This is a genomic window from Novosphingobium panipatense (genome assembly GCF_900182875.1).
Taxonomy (GTDB): domain Bacteria; phylum Pseudomonadota; class Alphaproteobacteria; order Sphingomonadales; family Sphingomonadaceae; genus Novosphingobium; species Novosphingobium panipatense.
In genome coordinates, this window is sequence record NZ_FXUI01000003.1 from 426,432 (window position 1) to 442,675 (window position 16,244).

At 64.9% G+C, this 16,244-nt stretch carries 15 protein-coding genes; 8 read left to right on the forward strand and 7 right to left on the reverse strand.

The annotated features are described in order from the left end of the window. Positions 1-193 precede the first annotated feature (193 nt). On the reverse strand, positions 194-466 hold the full coding sequence (locus tag QOL62_RS07430) for a hypothetical protein (protein WP_103727598.1): 273 nt from the start codon (positions 464-466) through the stop codon (positions 194-196). A 307-nt stretch (positions 467-773) separates the two neighbouring features. On the opposite strand from QOL62_RS07430, the gene QOL62_RS07435 reads away from it, so the two are divergent. Beyond that, positions 774-1,217 carry a COG3650 family protein gene (locus QOL62_RS07435; RefSeq protein ID WP_283405771.1) on the forward strand — a complete coding sequence of 148 codons (444 nt, stop codon included), beginning with the start codon at positions 774-776 and terminating at the stop codon, positions 1,215-1,217. On the opposite strand, the gene QOL62_RS07440 is transcribed toward QOL62_RS07435, so the two are convergent. Then, positions 1,214-1,681 (reverse strand): OsmC family protein, encoded by a 468-nt coding sequence (locus QOL62_RS07440; protein WP_283405816.1) that lies wholly within the window; start codon positions 1,679-1,681, stop codon positions 1,214-1,216. The genes QOL62_RS07435 and QOL62_RS07440 overlap by 4 nt on opposite strands. 303 nt (positions 1,682-1,984) lie before the next feature. On the opposite strand from QOL62_RS07440, the gene QOL62_RS07445 reads away from it, so the two are divergent. Continuing rightward, positions 1,985-2,317 (forward strand): hypothetical protein, encoded by a 333-nt coding sequence (locus QOL62_RS07445; protein ID WP_283405772.1) that lies wholly within the window; start codon positions 1,985-1,987, stop codon positions 2,315-2,317. Positions 2,318-2,435: 118 nt separating this feature from the next. Here QOL62_RS07445 and QOL62_RS07450 read toward each other — a convergent pair whose 3' ends face one another. Together QOL62_RS07450 and QOL62_RS07455 are read right to left on the reverse strand one after the other, a co-directional pair. Then, positions 2,436-3,587 carry a glycosyltransferase family 4 protein gene (locus QOL62_RS07450; RefSeq protein ID WP_103727602.1) on the reverse strand — a complete coding sequence of 384 codons (1,152 nt, stop codon included), beginning with the start codon at positions 3,585-3,587 and terminating at the stop codon, positions 2,436-2,438. Between the two features lie 122 nt (positions 3,588-3,709). Then, positions 3,710-4,183 carry a hypothetical protein gene (locus QOL62_RS07455; RefSeq protein ID WP_283405773.1) on the reverse strand — a complete coding sequence of 158 codons (474 nt, stop codon included), beginning with the start codon at positions 4,181-4,183 and terminating at the stop codon, positions 3,710-3,712. Positions 4,184-4,620: 437 nt separating this feature from the next. Here QOL62_RS07455 and QOL62_RS07460 point away from each other — a divergent pair, with 437 nt between their 5' ends. The 5 genes from QOL62_RS07460 to QOL62_RS07480 all read left to right on the forward strand — a co-directional run bounded on the left by QOL62_RS07460 (position 4,621) and on the right by QOL62_RS07480 (position 10,195). Continuing rightward, positions 4,621-5,349: a response regulator gene (locus QOL62_RS07460; protein ID WP_103727604.1), complete on the forward strand. Its 729-nt coding sequence runs from the start codon at positions 4,621-4,623 to the stop codon at positions 5,347-5,349. Then, a complete protein-coding gene (locus QOL62_RS07465) occupies positions 5,349-6,674 on the forward strand; it encodes an ATP-binding protein (protein ID WP_103727605.1) in 1,326 nt (441 codons plus the stop codon). The genes QOL62_RS07460 and QOL62_RS07465 overlap by 1 nt, the downstream gene beginning before the upstream one ends. A 127-nt stretch (positions 6,675-6,801) precedes the next feature. Further along, positions 6,802-7,491 carry a carbonic anhydrase gene (locus QOL62_RS07470; protein WP_283405774.1) on the forward strand — a complete coding sequence of 230 codons (690 nt, stop codon included), beginning with the start codon at positions 6,802-6,804 and terminating at the stop codon, positions 7,489-7,491. After that, entirely contained in the window at positions 7,488-9,029 is a 1,542-nt protein-coding gene (locus QOL62_RS07475) for a SulP family inorganic anion transporter (RefSeq protein WP_103727606.1), read from the forward strand. Before QOL62_RS07470 ends, QOL62_RS07475 begins: the two co-directional genes overlap by 4 nt. Before the next feature lie 302 nt (positions 9,030-9,331). Next, positions 9,332-10,195, forward strand: a complete 864-nt coding sequence (locus tag QOL62_RS07480; protein ID WP_283405775.1) for a TorF family putative porin — start codon at positions 9,332-9,334, stop codon at positions 10,193-10,195. Between the two features lie 173 nt (positions 10,196-10,368). Here QOL62_RS07480 and typA read toward each other — a convergent pair whose 3' ends face one another. Continuing rightward, on the reverse strand, positions 10,369-12,201 hold the full coding sequence (typA, locus tag QOL62_RS07485; RefSeq protein WP_103727608.1) for a translational GTPase TypA: 1,833 nt from the start codon (positions 12,199-12,201) through the stop codon (positions 10,369-10,371). Between the two features lie 239 nt (positions 12,202-12,440). Between typA and QOL62_RS07490 the strand changes: the two genes are divergently transcribed. Beyond that, entirely contained in the window at positions 12,441-12,908 is a 468-nt protein-coding gene (locus QOL62_RS07490; RefSeq protein WP_283405776.1) for an RDD family protein, read from the forward strand. Between the two features lie 25 nt (positions 12,909-12,933). On the opposite strand, the gene QOL62_RS07495 is transcribed toward QOL62_RS07490, so the two are convergent. Both QOL62_RS07495 and QOL62_RS07500 read right to left on the reverse strand, forming a co-directional pair. Next, on the reverse strand, positions 12,934-15,489 hold the full coding sequence (locus tag QOL62_RS07495; protein WP_379511575.1) for an ABC transporter permease: 2,556 nt from the start codon (positions 15,487-15,489) through the stop codon (positions 12,934-12,936). Continuing rightward, positions 15,452-16,228 carry an ABC transporter ATP-binding protein gene (locus QOL62_RS07500; protein WP_283405817.1) on the reverse strand — a complete coding sequence of 259 codons (777 nt, stop codon included), beginning with the start codon at positions 16,226-16,228 and terminating at the stop codon, positions 15,452-15,454. Before QOL62_RS07500 ends, QOL62_RS07495 begins: the two co-directional genes overlap by 38 nt. Positions 16,229-16,244 lie beyond the last annotated feature (16 nt).

Consider the following 16,244-nt stretch of genomic DNA (forward strand, 5'->3'; position numbering starts at 1 on the left):
AAATTTCCAAAGGTGTGTGCGCCTGAGGCGCTACTTCAACCGCCATCCCTTGTCAGCGCCCGGCACGAGAAAAAGGCGCCGTCCCGGCGGTGCGGGACGGCGCCTGGTTCGGCGCTCAGCGGCTCAGGCGAGGGAGAGGAGGATGCCCGAGCGCGCGAGCTGCGCGATCAGTTTGCCCGAAACCTGCCCGTTTTTACTGGGCGAGGTTCAGCTTGGCGGCCTCTGCGGTCGTGAACGACACATAGCGGCTGTTGTAGGTGCCCGATACGCGGCCACCCTTGACGTAGAGGCGGAAGGGAACGCCGGCGGAGGTCGTGCCGTTGATCACGGTGACCTTGCCCTTCTGAGCGGTGGTGTAGGTGTAGTTCACGCCCTCGTGCGAGAACTCACGGCTGTCATCAGCGTGAGCAGCGGCCGGAACGGCGAGAAGAGCGATGGCAGCGGAGGCGAAGACAGTCTTGAACATGGTGCGATCCTTGCTTTTCGACGAGGCTTGGTTCGCCTCGGGCTGCAGTTATCTTGTGCGGTGCAGCAAAAGCGCAGTTGGCTTAGCATCGCAATTTCATTAGCGGTAATTGCTGTTGCATAACACGCAAGCGCATAGAAAGCGCTGGAATTTGATAATGTTGAACGAGAGTTCAGCGCTACGGCGGCTTGAAAAAGATTAGTTTTCCGGCGTGTGACCCGCGCAGATCAAACGCCGAAGCAGAACTGCATGCGAATCGGCGCACCTTGCGATTGAAGACTCGGCTCCTCGCTCGTAGGCTCGAATCATGTCGCGGCTAACCTCTCTCACGCTTCCGTCGCTTGCAGGGTTCTTCGCTCTTGCAGCATGTCATTCTGCCACCGACAACCTGCCTGGCGATGCCGGCGATCACCGCCCGTGGAATGGCATCAAGCCTGGAGAGATCATTCAGCTTGTCGGTACCGAGCCCTTTTGGGGCGGTACGGTCGGCGCCGAAGGATTCCGCTACACGACTCCGGAAAACCCGGAAGGCGTTCAAGTGCCCGTCGCGCGCTTCGCGGGGCGCGGCGGCGTATCCTTCAGCGGCTCCATCGGCGGGCGCGAGGTGATACTGGCGGTCACGCCGACACGGTGCAGCGATGGGATGTCCGACACCGTCTACCCCTTTGCCGTGACTCTGCAGATGGGGGAGCAACTACGGCAGGGCTGCGCCTGGACGGATCGCGAGCCCCGCCTTGGTGCGGCGCGCTAGCCCTTCAGCGACTTTTCCAGAGTGACTTCGCAGTTGAACAGCTTGGAGATCGGGCAATTCGCCTTGGCATCGTTCGCTATGCGATCGAACTCATCCTGTGAGATGCCGGGCACGGTCGCCGAAAGCTTCAGGGCCGACTTAGTCACTGCGAAACCGTCACCCTCCTTGTCGAGAGTCACGGTGCATTCGGTGTCCAGGGTCCCGTCAGAGTAACCCGCGCTCGCAAGAGCGAAGCTGGTGGCCATCGTGAAGCACGCGGAATGGGCGGCGGCGATCAGTTCTTCAGGGTTGGTGCCGGGCACGCCTTCGAAACGGGTGCCAAAGCCATAGGGCTGTTCCGACAGCACACCGGACCGGGTGGAGATCGAGCCTTTGCCAGACTTGCCGAAGCCGACGTAGCGTGCAGACGCGGTGTTGGTGGTCGTCGCAGGTTCCTTTGTTCCAGGGGCAGGGCCGTTCGTCAGGCAACGCCATCCGGGCTGGACGGTTCCTCCACCCTGCCGCCGGAATTTTTGCGCGTGAGCAACTGCGGTGAAAACTGTCAAACTGCCTGCGCATTTTTCCCTGAATTTGCACCGTAGAACTTCGATTCTTCAGCACGCAGCGAGTATAAATTGAATACAGCTGATCATACTGCAGTGCGATATTTGCAGCAGTATCAAGGTTCCTCACCAATGACTGCTTCGTGGAACCGTGTCTGCATGTTACGAGTCTCTTCCAGATGACGGACCTGCAGGACAGGTCTGCACCGGAGAGGAAGAGTCGTGATGAAGCGATTCCTGACAGCGTTGCAGGCAGGGCTTGTCCTGCTTGCAATGGCAACGGCCGGGGCGACGCACGCCAGCGCCGACGTGGCGCCTGCGGAGATGACCGGCGCCTATTTCATGCGCGACACGCTGGTTCTCCGCGCCGACGATCTTGCGTTGATACAGCGCAAGCCCGCGCTCTATGTCGCCAGCTTCAATGACGACATGGCGACGGTCGCCTATTCGATGGAAGAGGGCCGCATCGTCTACCGGGTCGTGGACGGTGAACTGAACGGCGCGGTCCGGGCGGAGATCGACCGTGCGCTGGTGCGGCTGCAGCGCAAGGGAGCGTGACACACCCAAACGAGATCATGCCGCGCGCACAAGCGGCTGGCCGTTTTCGGCCAGAGGCAGGGAGGAGAGAGGCGCGAGGCGCGGTGTAAACGCCGCGCCTTGTCCTGAACTGTTGCGCTTAGCCGCGCGTCTTCTGGCGGATGAGCCGCAGGTAGGTGTCGGCCACAGCCTGATTGATGCTGTCCCAGCTGAATTCCCGTGCGCGCGCGACGCCAGCCTCGCCATGGGCGCGGCGTAGCGCGGCATCTTCGGCGTAGTTCTTCAGTGCTTCGGCAAACTGGTGGCTCGCTCCCGGTGGGATGAGGCGGCCGGAGACACGGTCGTCCACCAGGCTCTGGCTGCCGGTTGCGGCGGCCGCCACTACCGGAATGCCGCATGCCATTGCCTCCAGCGTGACGTTGCCGAAGGTTTCGGTCACAGACGGATTGAAAAGCACATCAAGGGAGGCCACGGCCCTGCCCAGGTCAGAGCCGGCCTGGAAGCCAACGAAGGCGCCGCCGGGCAGGCGTTCCTCGAACCACTCTCGGGCGGGGCCCTGGCCGATCACCAGCACCTTGTGAGGGACGTTGCGCCGGCGAAGCTCGTCAACGGTATCGGAAAAGACGTCGAGGCCCTTTTCCATAACCAGCCGACCGAGAAAACCGATTACGACTTCGTGGTCCTCGATGCCGTGGCTGCGGCGCCATTCGAGATCCCGGCGGCCCGGGTTGAAGATCTCATGATCCACACCGCGCGACCAGATCGACACATCGTAGTTCATGCGCTGCTCGCGGAGGAGCTGCGCCATGCTTTCCGATGGCGCGACCAGAGCGTCGCAGCGCCGGTAGAACCGGCGCAGGATGGCTTCTACCACGGGTTCGCCCCAAGCCATGTTGTAGTAGCGCAGATAAGTCTCAAACCGCGTGTGGACGGAGGCGAGAACCGGAAGGTTCTGGCGCCGCGCCCAGGATACGGCCTGATGGCCGACCGGATCCGGCGAGGAGACGTGGACCACGTTCGGCTTGAAGGCAGCAAGATCGCGGCGCGCCCTGCCGGAAATGGAGAACGGGAACCGGTATTCCGGCCGTCCCGGAATTGCGAAGGCGCGCACGCCGATCAGTTGCCCGGTGGGTTCGAAAGCCGGACGCGCCACGGTGGGAGCGTAGACGCGCACGTCGGCGCCTTGACGAAGAAGAAAGCCGACGAGACGGTTAAGGGCCTGGTTGGCTCCATCGCGAACGTAGTTGTAGTTGCCTGAAAAGAGGGCAATGCGCAGATCTGCGGTATTCATGGTGAGGCGCCCATAGCCGCCTCAGCCCCGCTTGGCGAGGGTGGTTCAGATGGGCCGGTGGATCACCTCCACGGGAGGCGCAGCGCTTGCACCTGCTGCCCATGGCGGTGTTCCGATCAGCCTCAGCGGCGACGGTCGTACCGATCCCGGCCACGGCCGTCCCAGCGGTCCCTACCACGATTTGCGCGACGATCATCCCGCCAGTGCCGGCTGCGGTTCCAGTCGCGGCGATCGCCTCCGCGCCAGCCGGGGCGGTTCCATTGCGAATAGTACCGATCGTAGTAACGGTCCCGGTAGTAGCGGTTCGGCGCGTTGTCGTAGTAGTAATAGTAGCCGGGTCGATCACGCACCCGCACGTAGCGGCGTGAACCCCAGCGGTCGCGGTCGTAGTAATACCGGTCGTCGCGATCCGCGAGCGCGGCTCCGAGCGCGAGGCCGATGACACCGGCGCCGATGGCGATGGCGGCCGTGTTGTCGCCGCGATCGTAGTAGCGGTCCTGCGCCTGGGCCGGAGAGGCCGTCATCACGACGGATGCAGCCACGGCCGCGCCGAGCGCCAGTTTCTTGCCGATGGATTTCAGTAAATTGGTACTCATGACTTGCGTCTCCCTTTCCGAGCCAACCGGGTAACGGCGGTTGCGGTGGGCACGTCGATAAGCTTTTGAACTAAAAGGACTGAACTGCGGGTGAACCCGTCACGGCTCGATAGGACGCGGCGGAAGGCGCTGGTCGCGCTCGCCGTCCCGTTCGTCGTCGCCGGCAACATTTCGTCACGTCAGGGCCAAAACCTTGTCATTCGACGGCCCCACTCTGAAGCGCTCCGGTCGTTGCTCGGCAAAACCGCAGGCTATGGCTGCCTTCCGCCGTTTGCTCCGGCCGGATCTCTCATGCCCTTTCAGTGGCCGGCGCCAAGCCGTGCTACTGAGAGAGATTTTCCGCCGCGCGGTTTCCCTGACCGCGCGGTTCCTCTATATGCCAGCAGAGTTTGTTCACGATGACGGCCGCACCACTTCATAGAAATTCGCAAGAAACGATGTCCACGCCCCCCACTATTCTGCTCGTCGAGGATGATGGAGCGTTGCGCACGCTTACGGCGCGGGCCCTGCGTCAGAGCGGGTTCAATGTGCTCACCGCTGCGACGGGCGCGGAAATGTGGGTGACGCTGCGGGAGACCGCAGTCAATCTCGTGGTGCTCGATATCATGCTTCCCGGGACCAGCGGCTTCGACCTGTTCCGCCGCTTGCGCCGCGAAAGCGATGTTCCGATCATCTTCATCAGTGCACGAGGAAGCGAGGAAGATCGCGTCCTTGGCCTTGAACTGGGCGCGGACGATTATTTGGCCAAGCCATTCAGCACGCGCGAACTGGCGGCCCGGGTCAGCGCCGTCCTGCGTCGGGGCGGAGGGCTTGATTCATCGACGGAGCCGGCCGCCGATACGCGCAGCCCCGACATGATCCAGTTCGACGGATGGCAGGTGTCCATCGCCCGGCGCGAGCTTCGGTCACCCAGTGGCGCGATCGTGGACCTTACCGGCGCCGAATTCGACCTGCTGTCCACCTTTCTCGGCTACCCTCAGCGCGTTCTGGGACGCGAGCGGCTCATGGAACTCTCGCGCTCCCGCATCGGCGACAGTTCGGACCGTTCCATCGACGTTCTGGTAAGCCGCCTGCGCCGCAAGCTGCAGGCGGAAGGCGCCGAGCCGCCGATCGTGACTGTTCGGGGTGTCGGCTACATGTTCAAGGCCGAAGTGATCCGCAACTGATGGCAGGCAGGCTTGTCGCTCGATTCAGGCGCCTGGGCCTGCCTGAGCGACTGCTGGCCGTGCTGTTGCTCGTCGTTCTGGTCGATTTCGCCGCCAACTCCTTTCTTTTCGACCGGGTGAACTCATTCGTCCTGCGCCGTGACGATGCGGAAAGGATTGCGGAGAACCTCGTGCTGGCGCGGCGAACACTGCAGCGGGCCCCGATGGCGGAGCGCACCGATCTGGCCGGGGTGCTGAGTACCCAGCGTTTCAAGCTGAAGTGGTCGGCCCCGGCCGCTCGCCGTCGATCGGCCCTCGGCTTGTCCAACCTGCGCGAGCAGGTGCTGGAAATTGCCCCCGAACTGGCGCTTGCCGATCTCGAACTCCATCTCGAGGGGGTTCCGGGCAAAGGCAATATCGGCGGTTCCATGCGCCTGTCTGACAACAGCTTCGTGGAGTTTCGGACGTATGCGAACGCCGCGTGGAAGCTGACCGCAAGTCGCGTGATCAGGCTGGCGCTGCCCACGCTGCTCCTCTTGGCTCTGGCCTGGGTCCTGGTGCGCACGACGCTGAAGCCGCTGCGCACGCTTATTGCAGCCACGCGCCACCTTGGCTCCGGTCCGCCTCGTCTGGTGCCGGAACGTGGGCCGGATGAATTGCGAGAGCTGATCCGCGCGCTGAACGAGATGCAGCAGCGCATCCATCAATCCCTCATCGATCGAACCCAGACAATGCTGGCGATCGGACACGACCTGAAAACGCCTTTGGCCCGGATGCGGCTTCGGCTCGATGACGACAGCGTCGACCCGGAAGTTCGCGACGGCCTGAACAAGGATATCGAGGAGATGCGCATGCTCCTCGATTCGATCCAGGCCTATGTCGAGAGCGACGGCCGGTCGATCCCCGTAGCCCGCATCGACATAGCGGTGATGGCCGAAACCCTCGTCGATACAGCCGCCGACCATGGTGCGGACGCGACGTATTCGGGGCCGTCGAACCTGGAGATCAGCGTAAGGCCGGTGCCCATACGGCGGGCGCTCTCCAATCTCATCGAGAACGCCCTCCACTACGGCGGCAATGTCCGGGTGCGCGTGAGGCGCGACGGCGGGGCGGTTGAGATCGTCGTGGAAGACGACGGTCCCGGTATCCCGGACGACAGGATCGCCGATGCCCTTCAGCCTTTCGTCAGGCTGGACACGGCGCGTGCGCGGGACACGGCGGGCATGGGGCTCGGCCTGCCGATCGTCAGCAAGGCGGTCCGCTCCGAAAACGGGACGCTCGACCTGCGCAATCGTGCCGAAGGCGGGCTGCGTGCGACGATCCGCCTGCCGCTAGAGCAAGGTTGAGCCGCGCTGCAGCGCAGCAAGACTTCGTAACAACGCCGCATGAATGCCGAAAATCAGGACACCTAACTTTTCACATTAAGTCGCGGTGCGTGCGCCGACGGCAGTGGATAACAGAAAGGTGTTCAGCATGAACGAACTCATCGGTCGCGTCTTCAACTTCGAGAAGACACTTTTTCCAGCCAGCAGCGAGCTCTTCAACAAGCTCACCACGCACGGCCAGTCGCCCAAGGCGCTGATGATCTCCTGCGCCGATTCGCGCATCGTGCCCGAGCAGATCATGCAGGCGGATCCCGGTGACCTGTTCGTCTGCCGCAACGCCGGCAACATCGTGCCGCCCTACGCCACGCAAAACGGCGGCGTCACATCCACGGTCGAGTATGCCGTGGCGGCGCTGGGCGTGCGCGACATCATCGTCTGCGGTCACTCGGACTGCGGTGCGATGAAGGCCCTCTCTGATCCCACGGGTCTCGAAGCGATGCCCAACGTCGCCGCATGGCTGAAGCACGGCGCGGCCGCCGCGCACATCGTCAGCACCTGCCATTCCGAACTGGACGGCAAGGAGCGCGTTCGTGCGATCACGCTTGAAAACATCATCGCGCAGATCAACCACCTGCGCACTCACCCGTCCGTCGCTGCCGCCATTGCCCGCGGCGAGATGACGCTGCATGGCTGGATGGTCGATATTCATGCTGGGCAGGTGCTGGGTCTCAACGGCGAAACCGGCGAGTTCGTTGCTCTGCGCGAGGACCGCGACCTGCCGGTTGCCCTGCCGGCACGTGCCCGCATCGCCACCGAATACGCCGAGGCGGCTGAATGAGCACGCTCTCACCCGCCATGGGGGAAGAGCGCTCAGGCATCTTCTCCCACTTCGGTCGGGACTTCACGGCTTCCATAGTCGTGTTTCTCGTGGCCATGCCCCTGTGCATGGGTATCGCGATCGCATCCGGCGTGCCGCCGGAGAAGGGCCTCGTCACCGGCATAATTGGTGGCATCGTCGTGGGCCTGCTGGCGGGGTCGCCGCTGCAGGTCAGCGGACCGGCTGCCGGCCTGGCCGTCATCGTGTTCGAGTTCGTTCGCGAGCACGGACTGGAAGCGCTGGGGCCGGTGCTGCTGCTGGCAGGCATTCTCCAACTCGTTGCGGGTGCGCTCAAGCTGGGTGGCCTGTTTCGCGCGATCAGCCCGGCGGTGGTTCACGGGATGCTTGCGGGCATCGGCGCGCTGATTGTCATCGGCCAGTTCCATATCCTGTTCGATGAAAGGCCGTTGTCCAGCGGCTTGCAGAACCTGGCCGCGATGCCGGAGCGGATCTTCGGGCTCGACTTCTCCAATGCGGCGGCGACGGAAATGGCGTTGTTGCTCGGCCTTCTGACGATCGTCGTCATGATCGGCTGGGAGAAGGTGCGTCCCAAGTCGATGACCCTTGTTCCAGGCGCACTGCTGGGCGTTCTGGCCGCGACCGCCATCGCCTGGGGATTGGGTCTGGAGGTCGCGCGCATCGAGGTGCCGACTTCCATCGCTGCAGCGTTCGCTTTTCCCACGAGCGCCGCCTGGTTCGCCCCGCTGGGCAATCCCGCGCTCATCGTGGCCGCGCTCGCCATCGCCTTCATTGCCAGCGCGGAAACCCTGCTCTCGGCTGCGGCGGTCGATCGCATGCATGATGGTGAGCGTACGAAGTACGACAAGGAACTGCGTGCGCAGGGTGTTGGCAACTTCCTGTGCGGTGTCTTCGGCGCACTCCCCATGACGGGCGTCATCGTCCGCTCATCCGCCAACGTGCAGGCCGGCGCGCGGACGCGGCTGTCCACCATGCTTCACGGCGTGTGGATCCTCGGTTTCGTCGCCCTGCTGCCGTGGCTGCTGCGCGAAGTGCCGATGGCGGCCCTTGGCGGCGTCCTCGTGGTGACGGGCTGGAAGCTCGTGAGCCTCAAGCATGTCCGTCACCTCTTCAAGGTGCATGGCGTGCTGCCGGCGGCGATCTGGGCGGTTACCTTCATCCTGGTGGTGACCACAGACCTGCTGACGGGCGTGCTCGTAGGCCTCGCGCTCTCGGTCATCGAACTGCTGCCGCACTACAAACACCTGCGCCTCAAGGTGGAAGAGCACGACGAGGGTGAGGCCACTCGCCTTGAACTGAACGGCGCTGCGACTTTCGTGGGCCTGACGCGCCTGAACAACGTGCTTGAGAAGCAGCCGCCTCATCGTCCCGTCCATCTCGACCTCGGTCGCGTGAAGGCGATGGACCATACGACGGCGGAAACCCTTTCCGAATGGATCAGCCGTCGCCGCCAGGGCGGCCAGCGTGACCGCGTCACCGGTCCGGATAATATCCTGCGGCCACTTCCTGTGGCAGGCTGACCCGGCTCAGGGAGCCGACGACACCCGCCTCAGGGCCATGACGCCGAAACCCGGGCGGCTGTGCAATCGCGCAGCCGCCCGTTTTCTTTCGACCGAAGCCCCCCGGCGGGAGCGAATGTGTTGCAGGCCAACCACAGCTGATCGCCCCGTGATGCTATGGAAGCACATGGCGCTTGCCAAGATGCGCCCATGCCCTAGGGTTGGGAGCGTCTGCAGGAACAAGGCCCGCCACGTAGCGGCTGCCTGGCGTGCGGGCCGCAGGACGGAACATGCTACAACAGTAACATGAGGGTGTTCCGACTATGACGTCTCGTCTCTTCTCCGGCGTCGCCGGCTCCGTGGCTGCCTGCACTGCCGCCATGATCGGCTTCGCCACCCCCGCAATTGCGCAGGAAGAAGCTCCCAGCGAAATCTCCGTCTCCGGAACCGTTGGTCTCGTGACCGACTACCGCTTCCGCGGCGTGTCCCAGACGGATGAGGAACTGGCGGTGCAAGGCGGCGTCACCGTTTCGCACGCAAGCGGCGCCTACGTCGGCACTTGGGCTTCGAACCTGGCCGGGTGGGGCACGTTCGGCGGCTCGAACACCGAACTCGATATTTATGGTGGCTACGCCGCCGAAGTCACGCCCGGTGTGAAGCTCGATGTCGGCCTGACGTGGTACATGTATCCGGGTGGCGCGGACACGACTGACTTTGCGGAACCCTACGTGAAGCTTTCGGGCGACGTGGGGCCGGCCAGCGTGCTCGTGGGCGTGGCCTACGCACCCAAGCAGCGCGCGCTGGGCCGCGTCTACTATGATGCCGACGCGTACAACGCCGGCGTTCCCGATGCCCCGGGCAAGAAGTCCGACAACTTCTACATGTGGGCGGATGCAAGCTCCGCGATCCCCGAAACCCCGCTCACCGTGAAGGGGCACATCGGCTATTCGAACGGCAACTCCGGCCTCGGCCCGAACGGGACGAGCGTTGCGCCGACCGGCAGCTACGTGGACTGGATGCTGGGCGCCGACATGGCGGTCGGGCCGCTCACGCTCGGCATCGCCTACATCGACACCGATATCTCGAAGTCGGAATCGGCTTACCTTTACCCGAACTTCGCCTCCAGCAAGGATGGCTCGCAGATCGCGGGCGCGACCGTGGTGTTCTCGCTCGGAGCCTCGTTCTAAGCGAACCGACGGGCGCCTGCCTCACCGGTGGTGGCAGGCGCCTGCGGGCGGGAGCACCGGCAGGAGCGCCATTCAGGGAGGAGGGCTCCTGTTGCTGCGGGCCAACGAAAAAGGGCGCGGTGGTCAAGACCACCGCGCCCTTCGTGCTACTGCCCCTGGAAGGGAGGCCCCGTTCAGGCGTTTTCCTTCTTGCGGCTCGCCTTCTTGCGCTCATGCGGGTCGAGGATCGCCTTGCGCAGACGAATCGACTGCGGCGTCACTTCCACCATCTCGTCGTCGTCGATGTAGGCGATGGCCTGCTCGAGCGTCATGATCTTGGGCGGGGTCAGGCGGATGGCGTCGTCCTTGCCGGTCGAACGGAAGTTCGTCAGCTGCTTCGACTTCATCGGGTTGACTTCAAGATCGTCGGGCTTGGCGTTTTCGCCAATGATCATGCCTTCGTAGATCTTGTCCTGCGGCTTCACGAACAGGATGCCGCGCTCTTCGAGGCTGTTGAGAGCGTACCCGACGGCTTCGCCCGTGCCGTTCGAGATCAGGACGCCGTTGAGACGGCCTTCGATCGGGCCCTTGTGAGCGTCGTACTTCTCGAACAGGCGGTTCATGATGCCGGTGCCGCGGGTATCCGACAGGAACTCGCCGTGGTAGCCGATAAGGCCGCGCGAAGGGGCCGAGAAGGTGATGCGGGTCTTGCCGAGGCCTGAAGGACGCATGTCGGTCAGCTCGGCCTTGCGGCGCTGCATCTTCTCGACGACTGTGCCCGAGTATTCGTCGTCCACGTCGATGACGACGGTCTCGTACGGCTCGGTACGGCCACCGTTCTCGTCCGTGCCAAACAGCACGCGCGGACGGCTGATGCCGAGTTCAAAGCCTTCGCGGCGCATCGTCTCGATGACCACGCCGAGCTGGAGTTCGCCGCGACCGGCGACTTCGAAGCTGTCCTTGTCGGCCGACTCGGTGACGCGGATTGCGACGTTGGTTTCCGCTTCGCGCATCAGGCGGTCGCGGATCATGCGGCTCGTCACCTTGTCGCCTTCACGGCCCGCGAGCGGGCTGTCGTTGACGGCGAATCGCATCGCCAGCGTCGGCGGATCGATAGGCTGGGCCTTGATCGGAACGGAGACGGACGGATCGGCAATGGTGTTGGCCACGGTGGCCTTCTCAAGGCCTGCGAGCGCGATGATGTCACCGGCGCGGGCTTCGTCTACGGGCACGCGGTCGAGGCCGCGGAACGTCAGCACCTTCGTCGCGCGGCCCACCTCGATGACCTTGCCGTCGGCGTCGATGGCCCGGATGGGGTCATTGACCTTGAGCTTGCCTGACTGGACGCGGCCGGTCAGGACGCGGCCCATGAAGTTGTCACGGTCGAGAAGCGTGGCAAGGAAGGAGAACGGCGCGTCGACGTCGAGGTTCGGTGCCGGCACGTGCTCGACGATCTTCTCGAACAGCGAGGTCAGCGTGCCTTCGCGAGCGTCCGGATCGTAGCTGGCGTAGCCGTTGCGGCCCGACGCGTAGAGAACCGGGAAGTCCAGCTGCTCGTCATTGGCGTCGAGGCTGACGAAGAGGTCGAACACCTCGTCGAGCACTTCGGCATGGCGGCCATCGGGACGGTCGATCTTGTTGACCACGACGATCGGCTTGAGGCCGAGGCCCAGCGCCTTGCCGGTGACGAACTTGGTCTGCGGCATCGCGCCTTCCGAGCTGTCGACCAGCAGGATCACGCCGTCGACCATCGAGAGAATGCGCTCGACCTCTGCGCCGAAGTCAGCGTGGCCGGGCGTGTCGACGATGTTGATGCGGTAGCCGTTCCACTCAATCGAAGTCGGCTTCGCCAGGATGGTGATGCCGCGCTCTTTTTCGAGATCGTTCGAGTCCATGGCGCGCTCTTCGACGCGCTGGTTGTCGCGGAAGGTGCCGGACTGGCGGAAAAGCTGGTCGACGAGGGTGGTTTTGCCGTGGTCGACGTGCGCAATGATCGCGATGTTGCGCAAAGGAAGCGGGGCGGACATGGGTCTACTCTCAGTAGGAGGGCTAGGGCGAGCAGCCCTGTGCTGCACCGCAAAATTGGCGCGCCCTTAACCGATTACAGTGATTCCGGCAAGCGGGGTACGCTGTCCGGTTGAGGCGGCGATGGGTCGCTCCGTCGATCGGCCGGGAAACCTCTGCGCGCCCGGAGCGGTTCAGGCAGGGAAGCACGCTCGGCGCGCGGACGTGGACGAGGGGCGCATAATCCATAAAGGGGCAGGTGATGACACGATATGGCGGCTTTTGGTGGCGGGCGCTGGCTTACCTGATCGACGCGATCATCCTTCAACTGGCGCTGTCGGTGTTGGGCGGAGCGCTTGGGTTCGGGTTGATGTTGCCGCTGGCAGGCACGGGCAGCCTGGCCGATGCCGTGATCGGATTCTCAATGCTCGGCATGATCCTTGTCCTGCTCGTGGGCCAGTGGCTCTACTTCGCCCTGATGGAAAGTTCGCGGCTGCAGGGCACCCTGGGCAAGCTGGCGGTCGGCCTCATCGTCACCGACGAGGAAGGGCGCCGGATAAATTTCATGCGGGCGACGGGGCGCTACTTCGCCAAATTCCTGTCCGGTCTCATCCTGTGCATCGGCTATGCCATGGCGGCATTCAGTGCCCGCAAGCAGGCGCTCCACGACATGATGGCCGGAACGCTGGTCTACAAGACCCGCGATCCTTCCAGCCTTTCTGCGCAGTAGTGGGCCAGGCCCGCCTGAGCCACCCCTAGAGTTCGCGCAGCGCGCTGGCGGGCTTTGCGCGCAGGAGCGGCAGCGTGGCGGCGAGGGCGAACGCAAGGATGAGCCCCACACCCGAAAGCAGCACCGCGGCGATCCGCGCCCAGTCCGGCAACCATTCAAATTCGAACAGCTTCACCACGATAATCCAGGCGGCCCCACTGCCCACCAGCAGCGAGACCCCCGCCAGTACGGCGGCGATGAAGCCGTACTCCGCCATCAGCAGACCGAGCAGCTGCCGTCGGCTCGCGCCCAGGACGCGGAGAATCACCGTATCGTAAGTCCGGCTGGCGCGGGCGGCGGCGATGGCGCCGAGCAGGACGGCAAGCCCGGCCAGTACGGTCACGGCAGCAGCGGCGAGGATGGCCGCGGACATCTGGTCAATGAGGGCGCGTGCGTCCCGCAGCAGGCTTCCCGTTTCGATCACGGAGGAGGAGGGGAATGCCCGTGCGAGCCGTGGCAGGAGGTTCGCTGTCGCTGCGCCGTCCGGCACTTCGATGGTGGCGGCCAGGTTGTGCGGCGCGTCAGCGAGGGCATTGGGCGAGAAGACGAGCACGTAGTTGAAGCCGAGGCTGTCCCAATCGATGCGGCGCAGTGCGGCGATACGGGCTGTGCGTTCCACGCCCAGAACGCTGATCGTCACGTAGTCGCCGACCTTTACCCCAACGGCTTCAGCCAGCTTCTCATCAAGCGAGACCAGCGGTTCGCCGCGGTGAAGTTCTGGCCACCACTGGCCTGCCGTAACCGTGCTGCCTTCCGGGACAACGGACGAATAGGTCAGGCCGCGTTCGCCCCTCAGCGCCCAAGCGCCATCGGGCAAGTCCTTGCCCAGGCTCGAAACAGTGGTCATGGCGCCCTTGGACCCATAGGCGAGTATCCGACCGCGCAGGTTCGGCACGATCCGCAGCGTGGCGTCCGGAATCGTGCGCTCCACCGTCCGGCGAAAGTCCGCAGTCTTGTCCTTCGGGACGTCGAGGACGAAGAAGTCCGGCGCGCGGTCCGGCACGGTCCGGCGAATGTTCGCGTCAAGGCTGGTCTGGACGGCGGCGATCAGGACGAAGGCCGAAAGCCCGAAGCCCAGCGCCGTCACCAGTGCTCCGGTCTGCGCTCCGGGGCGATGAAGATTGGCGAGCCCGGCGCGGAGCATGGGACGGCGGGATCGCGGCAGCCGCGCGGCCAGGGCCCGGATGCCGATGCCGATCACTGCCAGCAAGGCCAGTATCGCAGCCGATCCTGCCAGAAAGCCGAGCGTTACAAGCGGCTGTGCGGCATTGAACAGGGCGAGAGCGACGATGGCGAGAAGGCCCAGCCCGACGGGAAAGGCAAGAGCCTTCCTGTCGACGACCAGCGGCGCGACGCGGGCGCGCATAAGCGCCATGGCGGGCCAGCTGCGGGCGCGCATCAGGGGCGGGGCGGCAAAGACCAGGGCCACGAGCAGGCCATAGCCTGCCGCCGTCGCCAGGGCGGCGGGGGAGACGGTGAAGCCGGTGTCCACCGGCAGAAGGCTCTGCAGCGCCGTTGCCAGGAGCGGAGTGACGAGCACGCCCGCGCAAAGGCCGGCGAGGCTGCCGATGATTGCGGCGGCGCCGACCTGGAGTACGTAAATTCGGGCTATGTCACCGCTTGTGGCGCCCAGCACCTTGAGCGTGGCGATGGAATTGCGCCGCGCTTCCAGGTAGGAGGTGACGCCGCCACCGATGCCGATGCCCGCAATCACCAGCGCCGCCAGTCCGACCAGCATGAGAAACTCGCCCATGCGGCTGACAAAGCGCTGGGTAGAGGGCGAGGCCGCCTTGCGGGTTCGAGTCTCGAAGCTGGGGCCGAAACGCTCCTTCAGGCGCTCGACCGCAGCTTCCGGGTCACGCCCCGCAGCGTCGAAGCGCACCTTTGCGACGCTGCGGTACATGGCACCCGGCGCCGTGAGCCCGGCTTTCTCCGGTAGCTCCAGCCCAACGATGGCCGTGTCACCCAGGGCGAAACCTTCGCTCATCTGCTCCGGGTCCGCCTCGATGATGCCGGAGACGGCGACAGGCACGCCGCCCACGGTGATCGTGTCGCCGGGAGCTACACGCAGGCGTGCGGCGGTGCCTCTCGCTATCCAGGCGCCGTTTGCAGGCGGCGCCCTGACCTCGCGGCCGTCGGTAAGCTCCAGAGTTCCATAAAGCGGCCAGGCATCGTCCACCGCCTTCAGCGCGACCGGCGCCGTCATGTCCCGGTGGCTAGCGATCGCCTGAAGGCGCAGGCCCGGGGAGGTCTGTCCGAGGGAAGCGAGTGCCGCGTTCTCCTCTTCCGAAAGGGGGCGCTGCCAGATGCGCAGCTCGATGTCGCCGCCAAGGATCTCTCGCCCGCGGGAGCCGAGTTCGCGCTCGATCGAACCGGTCAGCGTACCGATCGCCGCGATCGCTCCCACCCCGAGGAACAGGCACACGAGAAGGAGTCGCAATCCCTTGAAGCGCGCCGAAAGATCCCGGCGGGCGAAGGTCCAGGCGGTTCGCCAGGGCAGAGCCTCAACCAAGCGCGGCACTCGTGCGGCGGGCCGCGGCATCGACGGCTTCGTCCCGGCCCGGGACGTCGCTGGCGATGCGGCCGTCGCCGATGGTCACCACCCGCTCGCAGCGGTGGGCCAGCGCTTCGTCGTGCGTGATGATGAGCAGGGTCGCCCCCGTCTCGTCCCGGCGGGCGAAGAGAAGGTCGATGATGGCCGCGCCGGTTGCACCGTCGAGGTTGCCCGTCGGCTCATCGGCGAAGACCAGCGTCGGGCGCGGCGCGAGGGCGCGGGCGATGGCCACGCGCTGCTGTTCGCCCCCGGAAAGCTGCGCCGGGTAGTGAGAAAGGCGATGGCCCAGACCGACCGCCTCCAGTTCGGCCCGTGCGCGCTCATGAGCATCCGCCATCCCGGCCAGCTCCATCGGGGTAGCCACGTTTTCCAGCGCGGTCATCGTCGGCAGGAGGTGGAAGGCCTGCAGCACGATGCCGATACGCCCGCGGCGTGCCCGGGCCAGGGCGTCCTCATCCATGGCCGCAAAGTTTTCGCCCGCGACTTCGAGCGTTCCCGATGTGGCACGCTCAAGACCACACAGGACAGCCATCAGCGAGGACTTGCCCGATCCGGAAGGCCCGAGCAGGGCCAGCGTCTGCCCGTGCGGCACGGAAAGGTCCACTCCGCGCAGGATGTCGACCGCGCTTTCCCCGGTGCCCAGCGTGAGGCGCAGGTCGCGGGCAAGGATTGTCGGGACGGAGGTGGCGCCGTCAAAGGCGTGGGAAGGGCTTGTCACCGCTCCCATATGGGATAGCACCATC